Origin of the sequence: Exiguobacterium sp. SH1S21 (assembly GCF_004337175.1) — a bacterium.
GTDB lineage: Bacteria > Bacillota > Bacilli > Exiguobacteriales > Exiguobacteriaceae > Exiguobacterium > Exiguobacterium aurantiacum_A.
The window spans coordinates 298,547-314,794 of record NZ_SJUY01000002.1; the positions used below are offsets into that span (position 1 = coordinate 298,547).

The 16,248-nt window shown below is 51.7% G+C and carries 16 protein-coding genes; 4 read left to right on the forward strand and 12 right to left on the reverse strand.

Features of this window, described 5'->3' with window-relative positions:
- Positions 1–45: 45 nt before the first annotated feature.
- From EVJ24_RS05010 to dnaE, 4 genes are all read right to left on the reverse strand, one after another.
- Positions 46–981 (reverse strand): acetyl-CoA carboxylase carboxyl transferase subunit alpha, encoded by a 936-nt coding sequence (locus tag EVJ24_RS05010; RefSeq protein WP_131440027.1) that lies wholly within the window; start codon positions 979–981, stop codon positions 46–48.
- Positions 974–1,828 carry an acetyl-CoA carboxylase, carboxyltransferase subunit beta gene (gene accD, locus EVJ24_RS05015; RefSeq protein WP_071397830.1) on the reverse strand — a complete coding sequence of 285 codons (855 nt, stop codon included), beginning with the start codon at positions 1,826–1,828 and terminating at the stop codon, positions 974–976. Before accD ends, EVJ24_RS05010 begins: the two co-directional genes overlap by 8 nt.
- A 14-nt stretch (positions 1,829–1,842) precedes the next feature.
- Positions 1,843–2,343 (reverse strand): FadR/GntR family transcriptional regulator, encoded by a 501-nt coding sequence (locus tag EVJ24_RS05020; protein WP_233589565.1) that lies wholly within the window; start codon positions 2,341–2,343, stop codon positions 1,843–1,845.
- Between the two features lie 128 nt (positions 2,344–2,471).
- Entirely contained in the window at positions 2,472–5,639 is a 3,168-nt protein-coding gene (gene dnaE / locus EVJ24_RS05025) for a DNA polymerase III subunit alpha (protein ID WP_236637561.1), read from the reverse strand.
- A 101-nt stretch (positions 5,640–5,740) separates the two neighbouring features.
- Between dnaE and EVJ24_RS05030 the strand changes: the two genes are divergently transcribed.
- Positions 5,741–5,932 carry a hypothetical protein gene (locus EVJ24_RS05030; protein ID WP_131440031.1) on the forward strand — a complete coding sequence of 64 codons (192 nt, stop codon included), beginning with the start codon at positions 5,741–5,743 and terminating at the stop codon, positions 5,930–5,932.
- A 16-nt stretch (positions 5,933–5,948) separates the two neighbouring features.
- Here the strand turns inward: EVJ24_RS05030 and EVJ24_RS05035 are convergent, their stop codons facing one another.
- On the reverse strand, positions 5,949–6,914 hold the full coding sequence (locus tag EVJ24_RS05035; protein WP_131440033.1) for a DHH family phosphoesterase: 966 nt from the start codon (positions 6,912–6,914) through the stop codon (positions 5,949–5,951).
- A gap of 76 nt (positions 6,915–6,990) precedes the next feature.
- Between EVJ24_RS05035 and EVJ24_RS05040 the strand changes: the two genes are divergently transcribed.
- Positions 6,991–7,305, forward strand: a complete 315-nt coding sequence (locus tag EVJ24_RS05040; RefSeq protein WP_233589567.1) for a YtpI family protein — start codon at positions 6,991–6,993, stop codon at positions 7,303–7,305.
- 40 nt (positions 7,306–7,345) lie between these two features.
- Here the strand turns inward: EVJ24_RS05040 and EVJ24_RS05045 are convergent, their stop codons facing one another.
- A complete protein-coding gene (locus EVJ24_RS05045; RefSeq protein ID WP_070329497.1) occupies positions 7,346–8,656 on the reverse strand; it encodes a DRTGG domain-containing protein in 1,311 nt (436 codons plus the stop codon).
- A gap of 161 nt (positions 8,657–8,817) precedes the next feature.
- Between EVJ24_RS05045 and EVJ24_RS05050 the strand changes: the two genes are divergently transcribed.
- Positions 8,818–9,912: a M24 family metallopeptidase gene (locus tag EVJ24_RS05050; RefSeq protein WP_131440035.1), complete on the forward strand. Its 1,095-nt coding sequence runs from the start codon at positions 8,818–8,820 to the stop codon at positions 9,910–9,912.
- Between the two features lie 290 nt (positions 9,913–10,202).
- Here the strand turns inward: EVJ24_RS05050 and EVJ24_RS05055 are convergent, their stop codons facing one another.
- Together EVJ24_RS05055 and EVJ24_RS05060 are read right to left on the reverse strand one after the other, a co-directional pair.
- Positions 10,203–10,925 (reverse strand): metallophosphoesterase family protein, encoded by a 723-nt coding sequence (locus tag EVJ24_RS05055; RefSeq protein ID WP_131440038.1) that lies wholly within the window; start codon positions 10,923–10,925, stop codon positions 10,203–10,205.
- A gap of 12 nt (positions 10,926–10,937) precedes the next feature.
- Entirely contained in the window at positions 10,938–11,663 is a 726-nt protein-coding gene (locus EVJ24_RS05060; RefSeq protein WP_131440040.1) for an SDR family oxidoreductase, read from the reverse strand.
- A 183-nt stretch (positions 11,664–11,846) separates the two neighbouring features.
- Here EVJ24_RS05060 and EVJ24_RS05065 point away from each other — a divergent pair, with 183 nt between their 5' ends.
- A complete protein-coding gene (locus EVJ24_RS05065) occupies positions 11,847–12,284 on the forward strand; it encodes a universal stress protein (protein ID WP_016508455.1) in 438 nt (145 codons plus the stop codon).
- Between the two features lie 51 nt (positions 12,285–12,335).
- Here EVJ24_RS05065 and EVJ24_RS15545 read toward each other — a convergent pair whose 3' ends face one another.
- From EVJ24_RS15545 to tpx, 4 genes are all read right to left on the reverse strand, one after another.
- Positions 12,336–12,926 carry a 3D domain-containing protein gene (locus EVJ24_RS15545; RefSeq protein WP_131440042.1) on the reverse strand — a complete coding sequence of 197 codons (591 nt, stop codon included), beginning with the start codon at positions 12,924–12,926 and terminating at the stop codon, positions 12,336–12,338.
- A gap of 450 nt (positions 12,927–13,376) precedes the next feature.
- A complete protein-coding gene (locus tag EVJ24_RS05075; RefSeq protein ID WP_131440044.1) occupies positions 13,377–14,588 on the reverse strand; it encodes an acetate kinase in 1,212 nt (403 codons plus the stop codon).
- Positions 14,589–14,714: 126 nt separating this feature from the next.
- Positions 14,715–15,602 (reverse strand): class I SAM-dependent methyltransferase, encoded by an 888-nt coding sequence (locus EVJ24_RS05080; protein ID WP_131440046.1) that lies wholly within the window; start codon positions 15,600–15,602, stop codon positions 14,715–14,717.
- A gap of 100 nt (positions 15,603–15,702) precedes the next feature.
- Positions 15,703–16,191, reverse strand: coding sequence for a thiol peroxidase (gene tpx / locus EVJ24_RS05085; RefSeq protein ID WP_071397833.1), 489 nt, complete (start codon positions 16,189–16,191; stop codon positions 15,703–15,705).
- Positions 16,192–16,248 lie beyond the last annotated feature (57 nt).

Genomic DNA, 16,248 nt, shown 5'->3' on the forward strand with positions numbered 1-16,248 from the left:
TTTCGTGAGTGGTTTAACGTGAACCTCAAGCGGTTGTTACCGTTTTCACGAGCCAAATGTGCCAATTTGATGATATTTGGCAGCGCGCCCTTGCAGCAACTCATCGCGCGAGCGTTTCACCAACTCACTGACATGCTGTGTTAATACAGGCTTCAAGAGCGAAGACTGTATTGACACATCGATGTGGGCTCCGCCAAACACTTCCGTTACAATCTCATCGACAATCCCTAAATCGAGCAAATCTTGTGCTGTAATCTTCATCGTTTCAGCGGCCCTTTCCGCTAGCTTCGCATCTTTCCAAAGCAGTGCTGCCGCACCTTCTGGCGAGATGACCGAGTACGTGCTGTTCTCGAGCATGAGCAGCCGGTCGCAGACACCGATGCCGAGCGCTCCTCCAGAACCGCCCTCGCCGATGACGACAGAAACGATCGGGACTTTCAACGTCGCCATCTCAAACAAGTTGCGTGCGATCGCCTCGCTTTGTCCGCGTTCTTCGGCCGCCTTACCCGGGTAAGCACCTTTCGTGTCAATGAACGTGATGACCGGCCGGTTGAACTTCTCGGCCTGCTTCATGAACCGTAACGCTTTACGATACCCTTCCGGATGAGGCATGCCAAAGTTTCGCAACATGTTCTCTTTCGTATTGCGGCCGCGTTGATGGCCGATGATTGTCACCGGGACACCGTCGAGCGTGGCAATCCCCGCGACGATCGCCGCATCATCATATCCATGTCGGTCGCCATGCAGTTCAATAAAATCCGGGAACAGCTGATCGATATAGTCGAGCGTCGTCGGCCGTTTCGGGTTCCGTGCCAATTGCACGCGATCCCACGGTTTCATATTCCCATAATTGTCTTTTTCTAATCGGTGGAGCTTCGTCTCGAGATGGCGGATCTCCCGGGATAGGTCGATCCCTTTCGTTTCCGCCATCTCGCGCAACTTCACGAGTTGTTCGTTCAATTCTTTCGTTGAGTCAAACATGATGTGCCCCCCCGTCATGTAAATCGATGATGTTCTTTAAGAACGAACGCATCTGTTCACGATGAACGACGGCATCGAGTTGACCAGCCTCTAGCAAGAACTCAGCAGTTTGGAAGTTGTCTGGTAATTTTTCACGAATCGTCTGTTCAATGATCCGCCGCCCGGCGAAGCCGATCAACGCACCCGGTTCGGCGACGTTCAAGTCACCGAGCATGGCAAAACTAGCCGAGACGCCACCTGTCGTCGGATGGGTCAAGTAGGCGATATACAGCAATCCGGCCTCGTCATGTTGCTTGAGCGCGATGGACGTATTGGCCATCTGCATGAGGCTGACCATACCTTCTTGCATACGCGCACCGCCTGAAGCGGTGAACAACACGACAGGTAATCGTTCCGCAGTCGCAGTCCGGACGGCTGAAGCGATCGCTTCCCCAACGTAAGCTCCCATTGACCCCATCCGGAAGCGCGCGTCCATGACACAGATGACGGCGTGACGGCCAGAGATCATTCCACGGCCGCAGACAATCGCCTCTTCAATCCCAGTTCGTTCCCTGTCTTTTTTTAATTTTTCTTCATAATCTGGAAAATCGAGCGGGTTTTCTTTCACGCGCGGTCCAGCAAATTTCACGAATGAGTTCTCATCAGTGAGCAATCGAATCCGCTCATCTGCACTGAGCGGGAAATGGTAGCCACAATCGCACACTTTATGGTGTTCGTTCAATTGTTTCGTATAATGCATATATTTACAGGATGGACATTTCGTCATCAATCCTTGTGGTGCGTCAATTTTCGGTTCTCGTTGACGCAACGGCATGTATCGTTTTGGTTTCTTGAAAAAAGCAGTCATCGCTTCCCCCTCGTTCATTCCGGCATCCTCACCTTACGCCACATCTCCAATAATTGTGTTCGTTCTTCGATCGTATACAGTTCACCTGCGTCCGTCCCGTCATAAAATCGGTTCACTTCACTCCAAATTCGAATGAAGAGCTCGTTGTCTAGGCCTAGAATCAGCTGTTGACGGAACTCGCGATCATTCGCTAAGTTCGCTTCGAGCAGCTTGACCCGCTCCGGTGTCGGCTCGACTTCAGAAAACGCAAGGCGCTCAAGCAACCGCAACATGTCGACGATGTCGGACGCTTTCGTCTGTTTCGTGACGATAAACTCAGACAAGATCTCGATGTAGCGGTGCCGATCTTGTTCGCACAAAAACGTCCCGCCCCCGTGACGCGTCTCCACGATTCCAAGAAAGCTGAGGGCCCGAAGCGCCTCTCGGACCGAAGCGCGGCTGATTGAAAGCGTCTCGGCTAGTTCACGTTCGGATGGAAGACGGTCGCCCGGCGCGAGCGATGCCTGAACGATCAACGATCTAATTTTAGAAATGTTTTCGTGAAATGAGGATGCGTATTTTCCATGCATCTGACCGTTCAACTCCTTTTCGGATGGCATTCTCTTTAAAGTGGTCAGACCAATCAAACAGATTATACCACTTTTTATGACTTGGTACTAGTTCCCGCGCCGGACGTTTTTGAATCGACCCGCTTCAAGACGACGTCCGCTTCCCCGAACCGGCTCTTCAAAGCGGTCATGAAGGATTCCGTTGGATTGACCGAGTAAGCAGATGCCAATTGCTTCACCTCTTTTGAGTCGGAGAAGCGACAAATTACCGGGACGTCCCCACTTGCTGTATGAAGGAGTTCTTCGAGCTCGGCGAACGATTCACGGCGAAGCCGGACGAACAACGCTTGACCGTTTAACGGCCGCACCCGCTCCACGACGAGTTGAATCCGCCCGTCCCGCTCGTTTGGATGAACCTCGAGCAACAGGACGTTCCCGACATAGAGCGAGCGTGCGTAGTTTGCGAACACGCGTGGGAAGATGACGACCTCATCTTGCGAGACCCCGTCATCGACCATGGCGACACCCATCTCCTCGTTTTTCTTCGTCTTGAACGTCCGGATCGCATCGACGTAGACGACGATGAACCCTCTGTCGCCGCGCAACACTTCCTCGATCGTGGCCGTGTCCACTTGAAGGGGTGCCACCGTCGTCAAAGGTGAGTTGACGATCCACGTCCCGAGCGCCTCGCGTTCTTCTTCCGACCAATTCGGTTCCGGCGTCTCGGTCCGTTTCAAACCGAGGGCCGACAGTTCATCCGGGAGCAGATGTGTCCCCGCCTCTTCCCGCAAGCGTTCCACGGCCCGGAAAGCCCGGCTCCGCTCCCCGTGGTACATGCGATCTAACGCCCCGGAACCGAGCAGACGGCGCAATTTCAACTGATCTTTCGTTCCCCAGTCCATCAGTTCCACGAGTCGTTTCACATCGGTGAACTGATCGTGATGCTCAATCAATCGTTCCACGTCCCGCTTCGTCAATCCTTGAATCGCCTTGAGGCCGAGACGGACTCCCGGACCTTCTAGAGACGCTCCCGCTTTCCCGTGCAAGACGTCAGGAGGATAGACGGGGATTTTACCTTTCCTTAGCATACGCACGAGTTGATTCGTCTTATCGTACGTCACGAGATAAAAAATGCGTTCAAAGTGTGCTTTCACATACGCCAATCGATAACTGATCAAACTATAGGCGACGGCGTGCGACCGGTTGAACCCGTAGCCTGCGAATTTTTCAATCCATGAGAACACTTGTCGCATCGAATCCGCGTCGTACTCCGCCGTCTTCTCCAAAAAACGGGTTTTCTCGACCTCGATGGCGGCCATATCCTTTTTAGCGATGGCTCGACGAATCAAATCGGCCTCGGCGTATGAATATCCGGCGAGTTCGCGCAATAACTTCATGACTTGTTCTTGGTAGACGAGCACGCCTTTAGTCGTCTCCATCACTTCGCCAACGATCGGATGGACCGGCTTGTACGGCATCCCGTGCTTGCGTTTGGCATACGTCTCGATGAACTGCATCGGTCCAGGGCGATAAAGCGACATCGTGACGACGATATCTTCAAACTCGGTCGGCTTCACTTGCCGCAGCGCCTGCTTCATCCCGTCCGACTCAAACTGAAAGACGCCGTCTGTATCGCCTCGTGCGAGAACACGTAACGTCCGATTGTCATCGAGCGGGATCGATTTCAGCGAGAAGAGTGAATCGGTGTCACGAATCAACATCTCCATCTCGCGCAATCGTGTCAAGTTCCGGAGACCGAGCAAATCGATTTTCAGCAGTCCGAGCGCCTCGAGATCCTTCATATTATATTGTGTCACTTGGCCCCCGTCCGTCGGTTGCAGCGGCGTTACCGTGTCAAGCGGATCTCGGCTCAAGACGATCCCAGCCGCATGGATCGATGCTTGTCTCGGCAACCCTTCCAATTGAGACGCGATCGTCAACAGGTGCGACCGTTTTTGACTTCCAGCAAACCACTTCATTTTAGTCGGATTGTTCGTAATGCCCGCAATCCCGTCGTCCTTGACTTGTTTACTGGCAGCCTGGCCTTCTTCAAGCGTCATCCCGAGAGCGCGTGCCACATCACGTAGCGCCGCCTTCGCTCCGAACGTCGCTAACGTACCGATTTGAGCGGCGTGATGCAGCCCATACTTGTCAAGCACGTACTGGACGACCTCGTCTCTCCGTTCGTCTTCGAAGTCTAAATCAATATCTGGCATACTGATCCGTTCCGGGTTCAAGAAACGTTCAAACAGCAAATCAAAGCGAACAGGATCGACTTCAGTAATATGAAGCGCGAAACTGACGAGCGACCCGGCCGCCGAACCACGACCTGGACCGACTTCGATGCCTTTGTCCCTGGCGAAGCGAACGATGTCCTCGACAATCAAAAAGTATGAGGCGAACCCCGTACCGGCAATGACGTCAAGCTCGTACCGGGCCCGATCGATATACGTGTCGTTGAGCAAACCAAGTGCTTTCAATCGCTCCGCAACAAGACGTTTGAGTCGATCGACGGCATCAGGAAGTTCCGGGATCGCGGCAGTCGCGGCCGGAATATGCGTTACCGACGCAAGTTGTTCGAATCGCGCGAGTTCCTCGAGCTCCAAGGGTTCGAACCAGTCGTTCATCTCGCTCGGCAGCCGCACATACTTGCCTTTTTGATGAACGTCCTCTTGGGAGATGACCTCGCCTTCACCGATTGCGACGATGGCACGATACGCTTCAAAATCTTCTGGTCGCATATAGCATGTCTCTGGCGTCGGCACTAAACGAACACCGAGTTCTTCGCGCATCCCCCGAAGCTGTTTGACGATGAGCGTCTGTTCGGTCGTCTGCGGAGCAGGCAACCCGAGCCATAACCGTTCTTCTGCCACAAAGCCGAGTATACGGTTAAACAAACGACGTCGGTGGACCGGGTCACTCGTTTTCCAATTTTCAGGTAAGATGACGACCGATAAATCCGTCGGTTCGGTCAATCCGCCTGCCTCGACGATGCGATACAACTTTGGAATATCTAGGTCGGTCATCGCATACACGAGCACGGCCAACTCGAGCCCATCGACATGAAGGCTCGTCCGTAGACCGATGACCGGCTTGACCGCATAGCGTTCGCATAGTCTCACAAATTGAGGAACGCCATAAAACGCGTCATCTGCGACCGCGACCGACTTACTCCCCCGCTCCGCCATCGAGGCGACATATTGCTCTAAGCGAATCGTGCTATGCATCAAGCTAAACGCTGATCTTACATTTAAATGGAGCACAAGCGCCCCCCTCTCTTGTTTCTTAATTGTCAAACTCATCTCGATGCTTCTCTGATACAATAATTATAGACAAAACGAATGATAAAAGGGGGTAAAAGCGTATGATTATTAATCGGGGTAAAATCGCGCGCGACAAGTTAGAACTTTTACAGAACGGACAGACCGTATTTGCCGACAGTCCTGAAATTATCGACCGGCTGCGCAAATACATTACCGAGTACCAACTTGACGTCGTCGAAGACGTCACCGATCGCGGCACGTGGTTCATTCCACAAGACGACGATACAAAATGAAGAGAGCTGACCGCGGTCAGCTCTCTTCATTTTCAAATTCGAACGGTGCGGCCACTTCTTCTAGCGCGGCAATCACATCGTCCATCTCTTCCCATGTGTCAATTGTCGCACCGGCTGCCATCGGATGCCCGCCGCCACGGTAACGTTTGGCGATTTCATTGATGACCGGGCCTTTCGAGCGGATACGGACACGAATCTCATCTTTGTTCTCGACGAACATGACCCAACATTTCAACCCCTCCAGTCCAGAGAAGCTGTTGACGAGCAACGATGCCGCTTCCGGCGTCGCATGAAACGTCCGGAGTACGTCGGCGTCGATTTTGACATATCCGACGCCCGACTCTGTCACTTGGACGTTTTGCAGGACGTAACCTTGCAGTTGGAGTGTCGCCAAGTTCGTCTTATACATTTGGCGGTACAAGCGATTCGTGTCGATGCCGTAACTGATCAAGTCAGCAGCGATCTCAAACGTGCGTGGCGTCGCGTTCCGGAACTGGAAGCGTCCCGTATCACCGACGATGCCCGCGAAAAGTAAGAACGCCGACTGCTCATCGATAGCCAAGTCCCATATCCGAGCGAGCTCGGCTACAATCTCCGACGTCGAACTGACCGTCGTATCGACGATCTGATGTGTCGCATACTCGTCTTCGTCCGGATGGTGGTCGATCTTGACGACGGTCTTCCCTTTCAAGGCGTATGGTCCATCGATTCGTTCGTGGTTCGCTGTATCAAGCACGAGGACGAGCGCTTCGTCATACATCTCTGGCTCCACATGTTGCATCTTCCCTAAAAATTCGAGGTCGCGGGCAATCCCGCCGACGACATAAACGTGTTTATCCGGGTAAGCCCGCTCGATGATCCGCTTTAAGCCGAGTTGGCTTCCGAGCGCATCCGGGTCGGGACGGACGTGTCGATGGATCATAATCGTGTCCGCCGCCTCGATTAAATTCAATATCGTTGTTGCTTCAGGCCAATGTGCCATGGTCGTTCCTCGCTTTCTTGATGTCCATTCTATGGTATGATGATAACAGATTATACGTTTGAAAGGGGTTTCTCACTTGAGTCAATTAATCATGATCGGACTCATCTTGTTCTCACTCGGTGCGTATTTCGTCTATAAACGTCGGGCCTTCTTGACGAAGACGCCGTACCGGAAAGCGTTGTTCAACACGCAAGCGCTCATCTGGCTCAGCTTGTTTTTGGCGCTGTTCGCCATCAACCAGATGGTCGGCGGCCTCGGCCTCAATTCGACCATCGGCTGGATCGTCAGCATCGTCATGCTCGTCCTCGGGCTTGGCAACGCAATCGTCGGGATCATTCGCTATCGCAAGATTTTCCCGAAGGCGTCTGAAGAACCGATCAACCAATCTTAATATGTAAAACGAGCTGATGACATCATCAGCTCGTTTTTCTTTACCGGTCGATCAGTTGCGCTGTGACGAGCGCTTTGGCGACGAGTTGTGTCCCTTGTGTCATCTCGACGTCGACTTTCCCGAATTTTCGTCCGAGGTCGAACACGTTCGCCGAGACGCGGATTTGGCTCTCGATTTGAATCGGTTTCATGAAGTAGACCGTGATATTCTCGACGACAAGGTCGCCTTTTTTCATATGCCGCAAACTCCGGGTCGCCCCTTCGACAAGAAGCGTCGTCAAGACTCCGGACGACGCCGTCCCCATGTGGCTCGTCATTTGAGGTGCCACTTCGACCGTGAACGCCGTCCCGTTCGAAGTCGGATCCTCTTTCAACTGATTGGTGATCATATTATCAAACGTCTCACCGACTTGCGGTTGCCGGTTCGCGAGCTGAAGCGCCTTTAGGACGTCTTGACGGCTGATGATGCCGAGCAGGCGACCGTAGTTGTCGACGACCGGCAACATCTCGATCCCTTCCCATACCATCTGGTGGGCCGCATTCGTGACACTTGTCTGAACGCCGGCCGTGATCGGGCTTTTCGTCATCACTTTTTCGATTTCTGTATCGTGCGGCCGATCGATGAGATCTTTGGCGGTGATGACGCCGACGACTTTCATCTGGTCGTCGATGACCGGGTAGCGGTTGTGCTTCGTCCGTTCATTGAGTTCGTGCCACCGTTTGACCGTATCGTCCACTTTTAAATAAAACGTATCGTGCAACGGAATGACGATATCCGAGACGAGCAAAATTTCCTTTTTGATCAAACGGTCATAGATGGCGCGGTTGATCATCGTTGCAACGGTAAAACTGTCATAGGAAGTCGAGATGACGGGCATGTTGTACTTATCCGCCATCCGTTTCACTTCGTCGGTCGTATCGAATCCACCGGTGATCAGCACGGCCCCGCCTGACTGCAAGACGAGTTCATGCGCTTTCTCCCGGTTCCCGATGATGACGAGCGAGTCGACGTCGATATATCGCATCATCGCTTCGAGCTTCATCGCCCCGATGACGAACTTAGACAGCGTTTTATGCAGGCCGTCACGTCCGCCGAGCACTTGGCCATCAACGATGTTGACGACTTCGGCAAATGTTAGTTTTTCAATGTTCTCTTTATGTTTGCGCTTGATGCGGATCGTGCCGACCCGTTCGATCGTTGACACGAACCCCAAGTTCTCCGCTTCTTTGATGGCCCGGTAAGCCGTTCCCTCTGATACCGCCAGTTCTTTGGCGATTTGGCGAACGGAGATTTTAGACCCGACATCGAGCGACTCGATATGTGCTATGATCTGTTCATGTTTTGTTGTCATGTCACGAGTCCCTTTCCTCAATACATTTTCTGTCATCCTCAGTATACTGTATCAGTGAACCTTGTTCAAACTGTACTACTGAAAATGCAACATTTCCTTTCCATTTTGGAAAACGCTATAATGAACGAGAAAGCCACTGAACAAGAAGGAAGGGAATCGAGTTGAATCAACGAACCAACCACATTGCACAATCTTTGGCCACGAAAGGGCTAGACGCCGCGTTTGTCACGTCAAAAGCGTCCGTCTTCTATTTTTCAGGAGTATACGCCGAGGCCCATGAACGTTTAATTGCTACCCTAGTACTGAAGAACGGGACAACGGCGCTCGTCTGTCCGGCCCTTGAAAAAGGAATCGTCGAAGCGAGCGACTGGAACGGTGAGATCGTGACGTACATGGACCACGAGAATCCGTGGGACAAGGTCGTCAAACTATTTCTCGACCAACAAATCATTCCGGAACGAATCGGGATCGAAGGCGAGCATTTACCATATAACCGCGTCGAACAACTGCGTGCCGGATTTGCCGGACTGTCGATCATTGACTTGACGGAAGAATTACAAGCGCTCCGAATGATCAAGTCGACAGATGAGATCCGGGTCATGAAACGCGCGGCCGAACTTGCCGACATGGCAATCGAAGCCGGCATCCGCGCGTTGCGTGAAGGGGTGACCGAACTTGAAGTCATCGCCGAGATCGAATACGCCATGAAACGGCAAGGTGTCCGTGAAATGTCATTTGATACACTCGTCTTGTTCGGTGAAAATAGCGCCGATCCGCACGGTGTTCCTGGCAACAACCGACTCAAAAAAGGTGACTTCGCCTTATTCGATCTCGGTGTCGTCTGGCAAGGCTACTGTTCAGACATCACCCGCACCGTCGTCTATGGTGAGGCGAGCACGAAACAGCGGGAAATCTACGAGACCGTGCTTCGGGCCGAAGAAGCCGCCATCGAGATGGCGAACGTCGGGACGACGCTTGGCTCGATCGATATCGCCGCCCGCCAAGTCATCACGACGGCCGGATACGGGGAATACTTCACCCATCGCGTCGGTCACGGTATCGGCATCGAGGTCCACGAGTTCCCATCGATGGCAGCCAACAACGATATGACGGCCCAGGTCGGCATGACGTTCACGGTCGAGCCAGGCATTTATCTCCCTGGTGTCGGCGGCGTCCGCATCGAGGATGACATCGTCATGACCGAAAGCGGACCAATCTTGTTGACGAGCTTCCCGAAGACGTTACAAGAAATTTAAAAGAGGTTGACTAACACAATCAAATTCGCTCGTCCTTCCGGTGCCCACGCTTTCCGCAGGCAACCCCTGAGCCGTAGTACCATCGGACGAGCAAAGCAAACGGTCGCCCTCGGGCGGCCGTTTCACGTTCTACCGCGGACGAGAACGACCGTTACATAGCATTTCTTCAATTTTATGTCGGGCAGAGCGCCTCAAGGTCTTCGGACATAATAAAAGACGAACGAAATCGCTTTTAGCGACCTCGTTCGTCAACAGCTTGAGGTTGAAGGCATATGTCTTCAACCTCTTTTTCAATAGAACAGGCGCCACATCACTTCGCGCTGCGGCACTTCGTCACGCTCCATCTTGTTCATGAAAGACGGTTTATCGTACGGGATCGTCTTAGCACTGACACGCAGTCCCGTCTCATCCCACTGCAGCACCCCATAGCGGGCCAAATCGTCTTTGGCGACGCCGAGCGCCCCTGGATTGAAATACCATTTGCGCTCATCTTGAAACGCGTGGACCGGGTGATGGTGGCCGAAACAAACGACGTCCGCCGCGTAATCACCAAATAAGCGTTGCATGTTCGGAAGCGTCGCTTCGACGATGTCATGAAACGGCTCGTCGACGATCGATGCCTCACGCTTTTCAGTCGGGATGTGGTAATGAATGCCGTATATATGCTCCCTGCCTATCGTTTGCTCGATCGTCCGCGGCAATTTCATAAGCGCATCGGCGTAGTCAGGGCGCAACGTTCGCGCGACCCATTCGTGATGAGGCCGCGTATGGGCATAACTTTCGGGATGTCCCGTTCCCGCGAGCAGTGAGAGGACGGCTTCATCGTGGTTTCCCGTGATCATCTTGACACCTCGGTCGAGGAGTCGTGCCATCACTTCGTTCGAATCTGGCCCCATCGCGATCATATCGCCAAGACTCCAGATGTCATCGATCCCTTGACCGTCCAACTCGTTCAATACTGCGTCTAACGCTTGGACGTTCCCATGAATGTCCGTCAAAATGGCCAACTTCATAAGAAGCACTCCTTACTTTCGATATTGGTGGACGACGTTGACGCCTCCGGTCACATCGATGACCGCACCGGTGACCATGTCCGAGTCCCGCGCGAGCAAGAACATGATCATTCGCGCGATGTCTTCGCCGGTCCCATGCCGACCGACCGGTGTTTGATTATCCGCTTCAGCGGATTCGATCCGCATCTCTTTCTGCGCACCGACGATATTACCCGGATTGATCATGTTCGCCGTGATACCGTGCACCGCTTCCTCGAGCGCGACCGTCTTCGTCAAACTGACGAGACCGGTCTTCGCGGCAGCAAAGGCGGACCGATGCAACCAGCCCGGTGCCGTCGCACTCTCAGGGAATCCATACGTGATGATACGCCCGAACCGCTTCGCCCGCATATCCGGAATTGCTCGACGCATCAGCCAAAACGAGGCGGACAAGTTCCCGGTGATCACTTCGTCCCATTCCTCGTCCGTCAAATCAACGAGACATTTCCGTTCGAAAATATACGGACCCGCGTTCAAAATCAAAGCGTCCGGCTCACCGAACTTGCTCACCGCCTCGTCATAACCGGCCGTCACCGCTTCTCGGTCCGTCAACGGCGTCTCGATCATATGTAGCCGTTCGTGCTCCCAATCAATCGGTTTTCGTTGAAGCACGCTGACATACCAGCCTTCCTCCAACAGTCGTTCCGTCACAACCCGGCCAATCCCTTTCGCACCAGCCGTGATGACTACGTGTTTCATCGTCATCCCTCCTCTGTATCATCTTACCCGTTCCATCTATTGATTTCCAAACTTCAACCTGTTCCGTAAGAAAGTTGTGAAAATTTCATCCATTCTCAAAAGAAGCGGGCGTGAATTTCGAGTGAAGTGGTATACTATATATGTAAGCCGCACGTACATTTCAAGCGAAAGGTTGGGATTTACATGGCAATTGTCTACAAACATATCCTTTCTGCCGTCGACGGCTCGAAAGAGGCGGAACGCGCATTCGAAACAGCAATCGACGTCGCACTTCGAAACGACGGAAAACTGTATATCGGTCACGTGATCGATACACGGACGTTCGCAACGGTCGAAGCATACGATCGGACGATTACCGAACGCGCAGAAACCTATGCGAAAGAACTGCTCGACGACTATGTCAATCGGGCCAAAGAACGTGGTGTCAAAGAAGTCGAAACGGTCATCGAATACGGTTCGCCTAAAGTAACGATTGCGAAAAAAATCGCACCGAATCACGAAATTGACCTTATCATCTGTGGAGCGACCGGCTTGAATGCCGTCGAACGCTTCTTTATCGGTAGCGTATCCGAGAGCATCGTCCGATACTCGAAGTGCGACGTCCTGATCGTTCGTCAATAATTTCATTAAAAGAAAGAGTCATCGCGTTTGCGATGACTCTTTCTTATTGGCTTATAAGACTTTGACCGTGACCGTCTTGCGACCGAAGTTGATGGCCGCACTTTGCGAGTACATGAGAATGTCGATCTTATGTCCTTTGATAGAGCCGCCTGTATCAGCCGCCGTGTACGTACCCATCAACTTCCCACCGACATACACTTGTACTTTAGAACCGAGCGGGATGACGCGCGGGTCGACAGCGACGACGTTATGTCTTTGTGTACGAACGTTCCATCCGAGTGCCGTCTTACCTGAACACCCTTTGCAGTATGGTGTGTAGGCAGAAGCGTTCATCGTATACGATTTCACGCTCGCTTTCGCAACCGGTTTAACGGTGCGTAAGTATTTGGTTGCGATCCAACCGGCCTTGCCTTTATAGTTGACGCGAATCCAAGCCCCTTTTGTACCAGTGCGTTGGAGTTGTTGTCCTTTATTGATTTTTCCAAGTACCTTACCATTAATCGTAGCCGCTGAGCGAACGTTCAATCCGTTCACTTGGCTTTTTACATAAATTTTAGAAGACGCCTCTACTGGTTGTTGCGGTAAAAGCATGGCGAATGTCATGACCGTCAGTAATAAGACCGTTCCAATTTTTTTTAGCATGAGGTTCGTCCTTTCCTAGTCGGTTTGTTTTGTCGTTTTTCATAGTTGTCAGTTCTTGGTGATTGTTACGTTCAAACATAAACACGATGCGTCAAGACGAGTAATGTTTCGTCCAGATAACTATATGACGAAACAACCGGACGTGCGTTTACAACTAAAATTCATTTGAATGACACTAAAATTACAGGAGTGTTACAAAAACGGGCTATTTTAACGGGAGATGACAACTTTACAGACACACCACCTTTTACGTTATATTAAATCCCAATTATTGGTTTCAATATGACTGAAACGTTACAAACGTATCGTTTTTTGACTCTATTTATTACAGCCAGCGTCTTTCGAATAATCCTTTAGACACAACTTCCCCGGATGAACTATGACAAAAGAACTAAAAAAAGTCGCGCTGTTCGGATGAACAGCGCGACTAGAGAGGTTAAATTGTGTGGATTAAGCGTGTGCTTCTAAAAGGTTTGCGATCCGAACTGTATCGCGAGCGATGACCAATTCTTCATTCGTCGGAATGATGATGACTTTGACCGGCGAATGCGGATAGTTGATGAACAACTCTTTGCCGCGCGCTCCGTTGTTGAGTGATGGATCCCAGTAGACGCCCATGAATTCAAGCCCACGCAGGATACGCTCACGAATGACGTCAGAGTTTTCACCGACACCCGCCGTGAAGATGATGGCATCGACGCCGTTCATCTCAGCAGCGTACTGACCGATGTAACCGTGAATCCGGTTCGAGAAGATTTTAAGTGACACTTCAGCCCGGTGGTTACCTTCTGCTGCAGCTTGTTCGATATCACGTAAGTCACTTGAAATACCCGAGAGACCGTAAACGCCTGATTCTTTGTTCATGACGTTCAATACGTCTTCAGCCGACTTGCCCGTTTTTTGCATAAGGAACGGGATGAGGGCCGGATCGAGTGATCCTGAGCGCGTTCCCATCGTGATTCCTTCAAGCGGCGTGAAGCCCATCGTCGTGTCGATCGAACGACCACCGGCAACCGCCGCGATTGACGCCCCACTGCCGAGATGGCATGAGATCAAGCGCAAATCTTCGAGCGGACGACCGAGTAGCTCAGAAGCACGTTGCGTGACATATTTGTGGCTCGTCCCGTGGAAACCATATTTCCGTACGCCGTGTTCCGTGTAGTACTCGTACGGGAGGCTGTACAAGAAGTTTTCTTCCGGCATCGATTGGTGGAAAGCCGTATCAAACACGGCGACTTGCGGCACGTTCGGCAAAATCGTTTGGAACGCACGAATCCCAGTCAAGTTAGGCGGGATGTGAAGCGGCCCGAGTTCGACGAACGATTCGATGTTCTTCATCACTTCCTCGTCGATCACGACTGAATCCGCGTACAGTTCTTTCCCGTGAAGAACACGGTGCCCGACACCCGAAATTTCATCAAACGAAGCCATGATTCCAAGGTCAATCAATTTTTCGAGCGCAAGCTCGACCGCTTCTTTATGTGTGTGAAGCGGCGTGACGACGTTGAACTTTTGCCCTTCGCCGTATTTAATAGTAAAGATCGCATCGTCTTTTCCAACGCGCTCGACGAGACCAAGCGCGAGCATGTTCTCAGATGGCATCTCGAGAAGTTGGAACTTCAGTGACGAACTACCTGCGTTGACTGCCATAATTTTTGTCATGTCATACACCTCTTACCTTTCGATTTAAACACGTTTCTTTATCTGTTCTCTTTAAAACCGATAACTGTATCATAATGAAGATACTTGATATGGCATATGTTTTTCAAGTCTTTTGCCCAATAAATATTATGTTGTTTTAAACCATTCATCAATCTGTTTCACAATATTGGCAACAGCGCGCACATCAGTGAACGATGGCAACTCGACGAGGAGCGCTTGTTTCGGGCGTGTGACGCCCTCTCCTTGCTTCTGTAAGATGAGGATACTCTTCGCATACCGTTCATCTTTGAACATCGTCGTCGGCAGTTGGAGGACACCTTTCACGACCGCTTCTCGGTCCATCCACAGTTTTAATTTCCCTTCATCATCCTGTTCAAACAAATTGTTCGGGATGACGAAGACACCATGGCCTCCCGGCAACGTATGCCGCATCGCCTGCTCGATCATCAAGAAGTGAGAGTAGGAATGACCTTCTTCTCGCTTCAACTCATAACCGCTCGCCACTTCGTCGTTCGGATAATAACCGATCGGCAAATCGACGAGTGTGAGGTCACTCGGCTCGACGAACAGCGGTGCAAGTGCGTCTTGATGGAAGTAAGAAACCGGCTTTTTGAGCAAATTGCTGATCGCATATGACAAACGAAGCATCAGTTCATCGACTTCGACGGCTTGTGCGGTCGCGTCTTTCACTTGCGATAAAATGGCGTGGACGAGAGTCCCGGTGCCGCTTCCGAGTTCAAGCACGTTCGCTCCGTCTTTGACGAGCTTCGTCGCCAAATATCCGATAAATAAGCTGACTGCGTCCGGTGTCGGTTGATGGTTCGGCGGAAGCGTTGTCGTCTCTTCAAGCACAAGCAGACTCACTGCCTTGCGCACGTCATCCGGTTTCTCCGATTCAACGTCGACTCGTTCAAACACTTCGATCAAAGCTTCGAGCGGCAATAAATCGAGGTCGGCCACCAATTTTTTCGTTTCTTTCTTCCAATCTCGGTACAACTGTTCAAATCGTTCCATAGTCGTTCATCTCCTCCATACAAAACCGGCTCTCGTTTCGAGAGCCGGTTGGTTAACTACAATATAGTGTAAGCTATTCGTCCACGTTTCGCCAAGTGAATCAGTTTGCCGCGTCGAACGCTTCAAGCGCCGCGTCAAAATCGACTTCGTCTGTCATCTCATCCATATACTGAACGTATTGGATAGTTCCTTCCGAGTCGATCACAAAGACTGACCGGGCCAGCAAACGAAGCTCTTCCATGAGCACGCCGTACGAATGCGCGAACGACTGGTCGCGGTGATCTGACAACATGATGACGTTATCGAGACCTGACGCCGCACACCAGCGCCGCTGGGCGAACGGTAAATCGTTCGAGACGGTCAATACCGTTCCACCGAGCGATGCCGCGTTTTCATTGAACGCACGAGTTTGCGTGTCGCATAGTCCTGTATCGATCGATGGGACGACACTAATCAATTTTTTCCCTGGGTAAGACGCGAGCGACACTTCTTCGAGTGCAGTCGTGAGGGCGGTGAAATCGGGTGCAGCATCTCCCACTTTCACTGGATTCCCTTGCAATGTGACTGTATTCCCTTTAAATGTTGGCATCAAATCATCCCCTTGTTCTGAATTTTACTTCTTCATCATATCGATGGTGCCGTCACG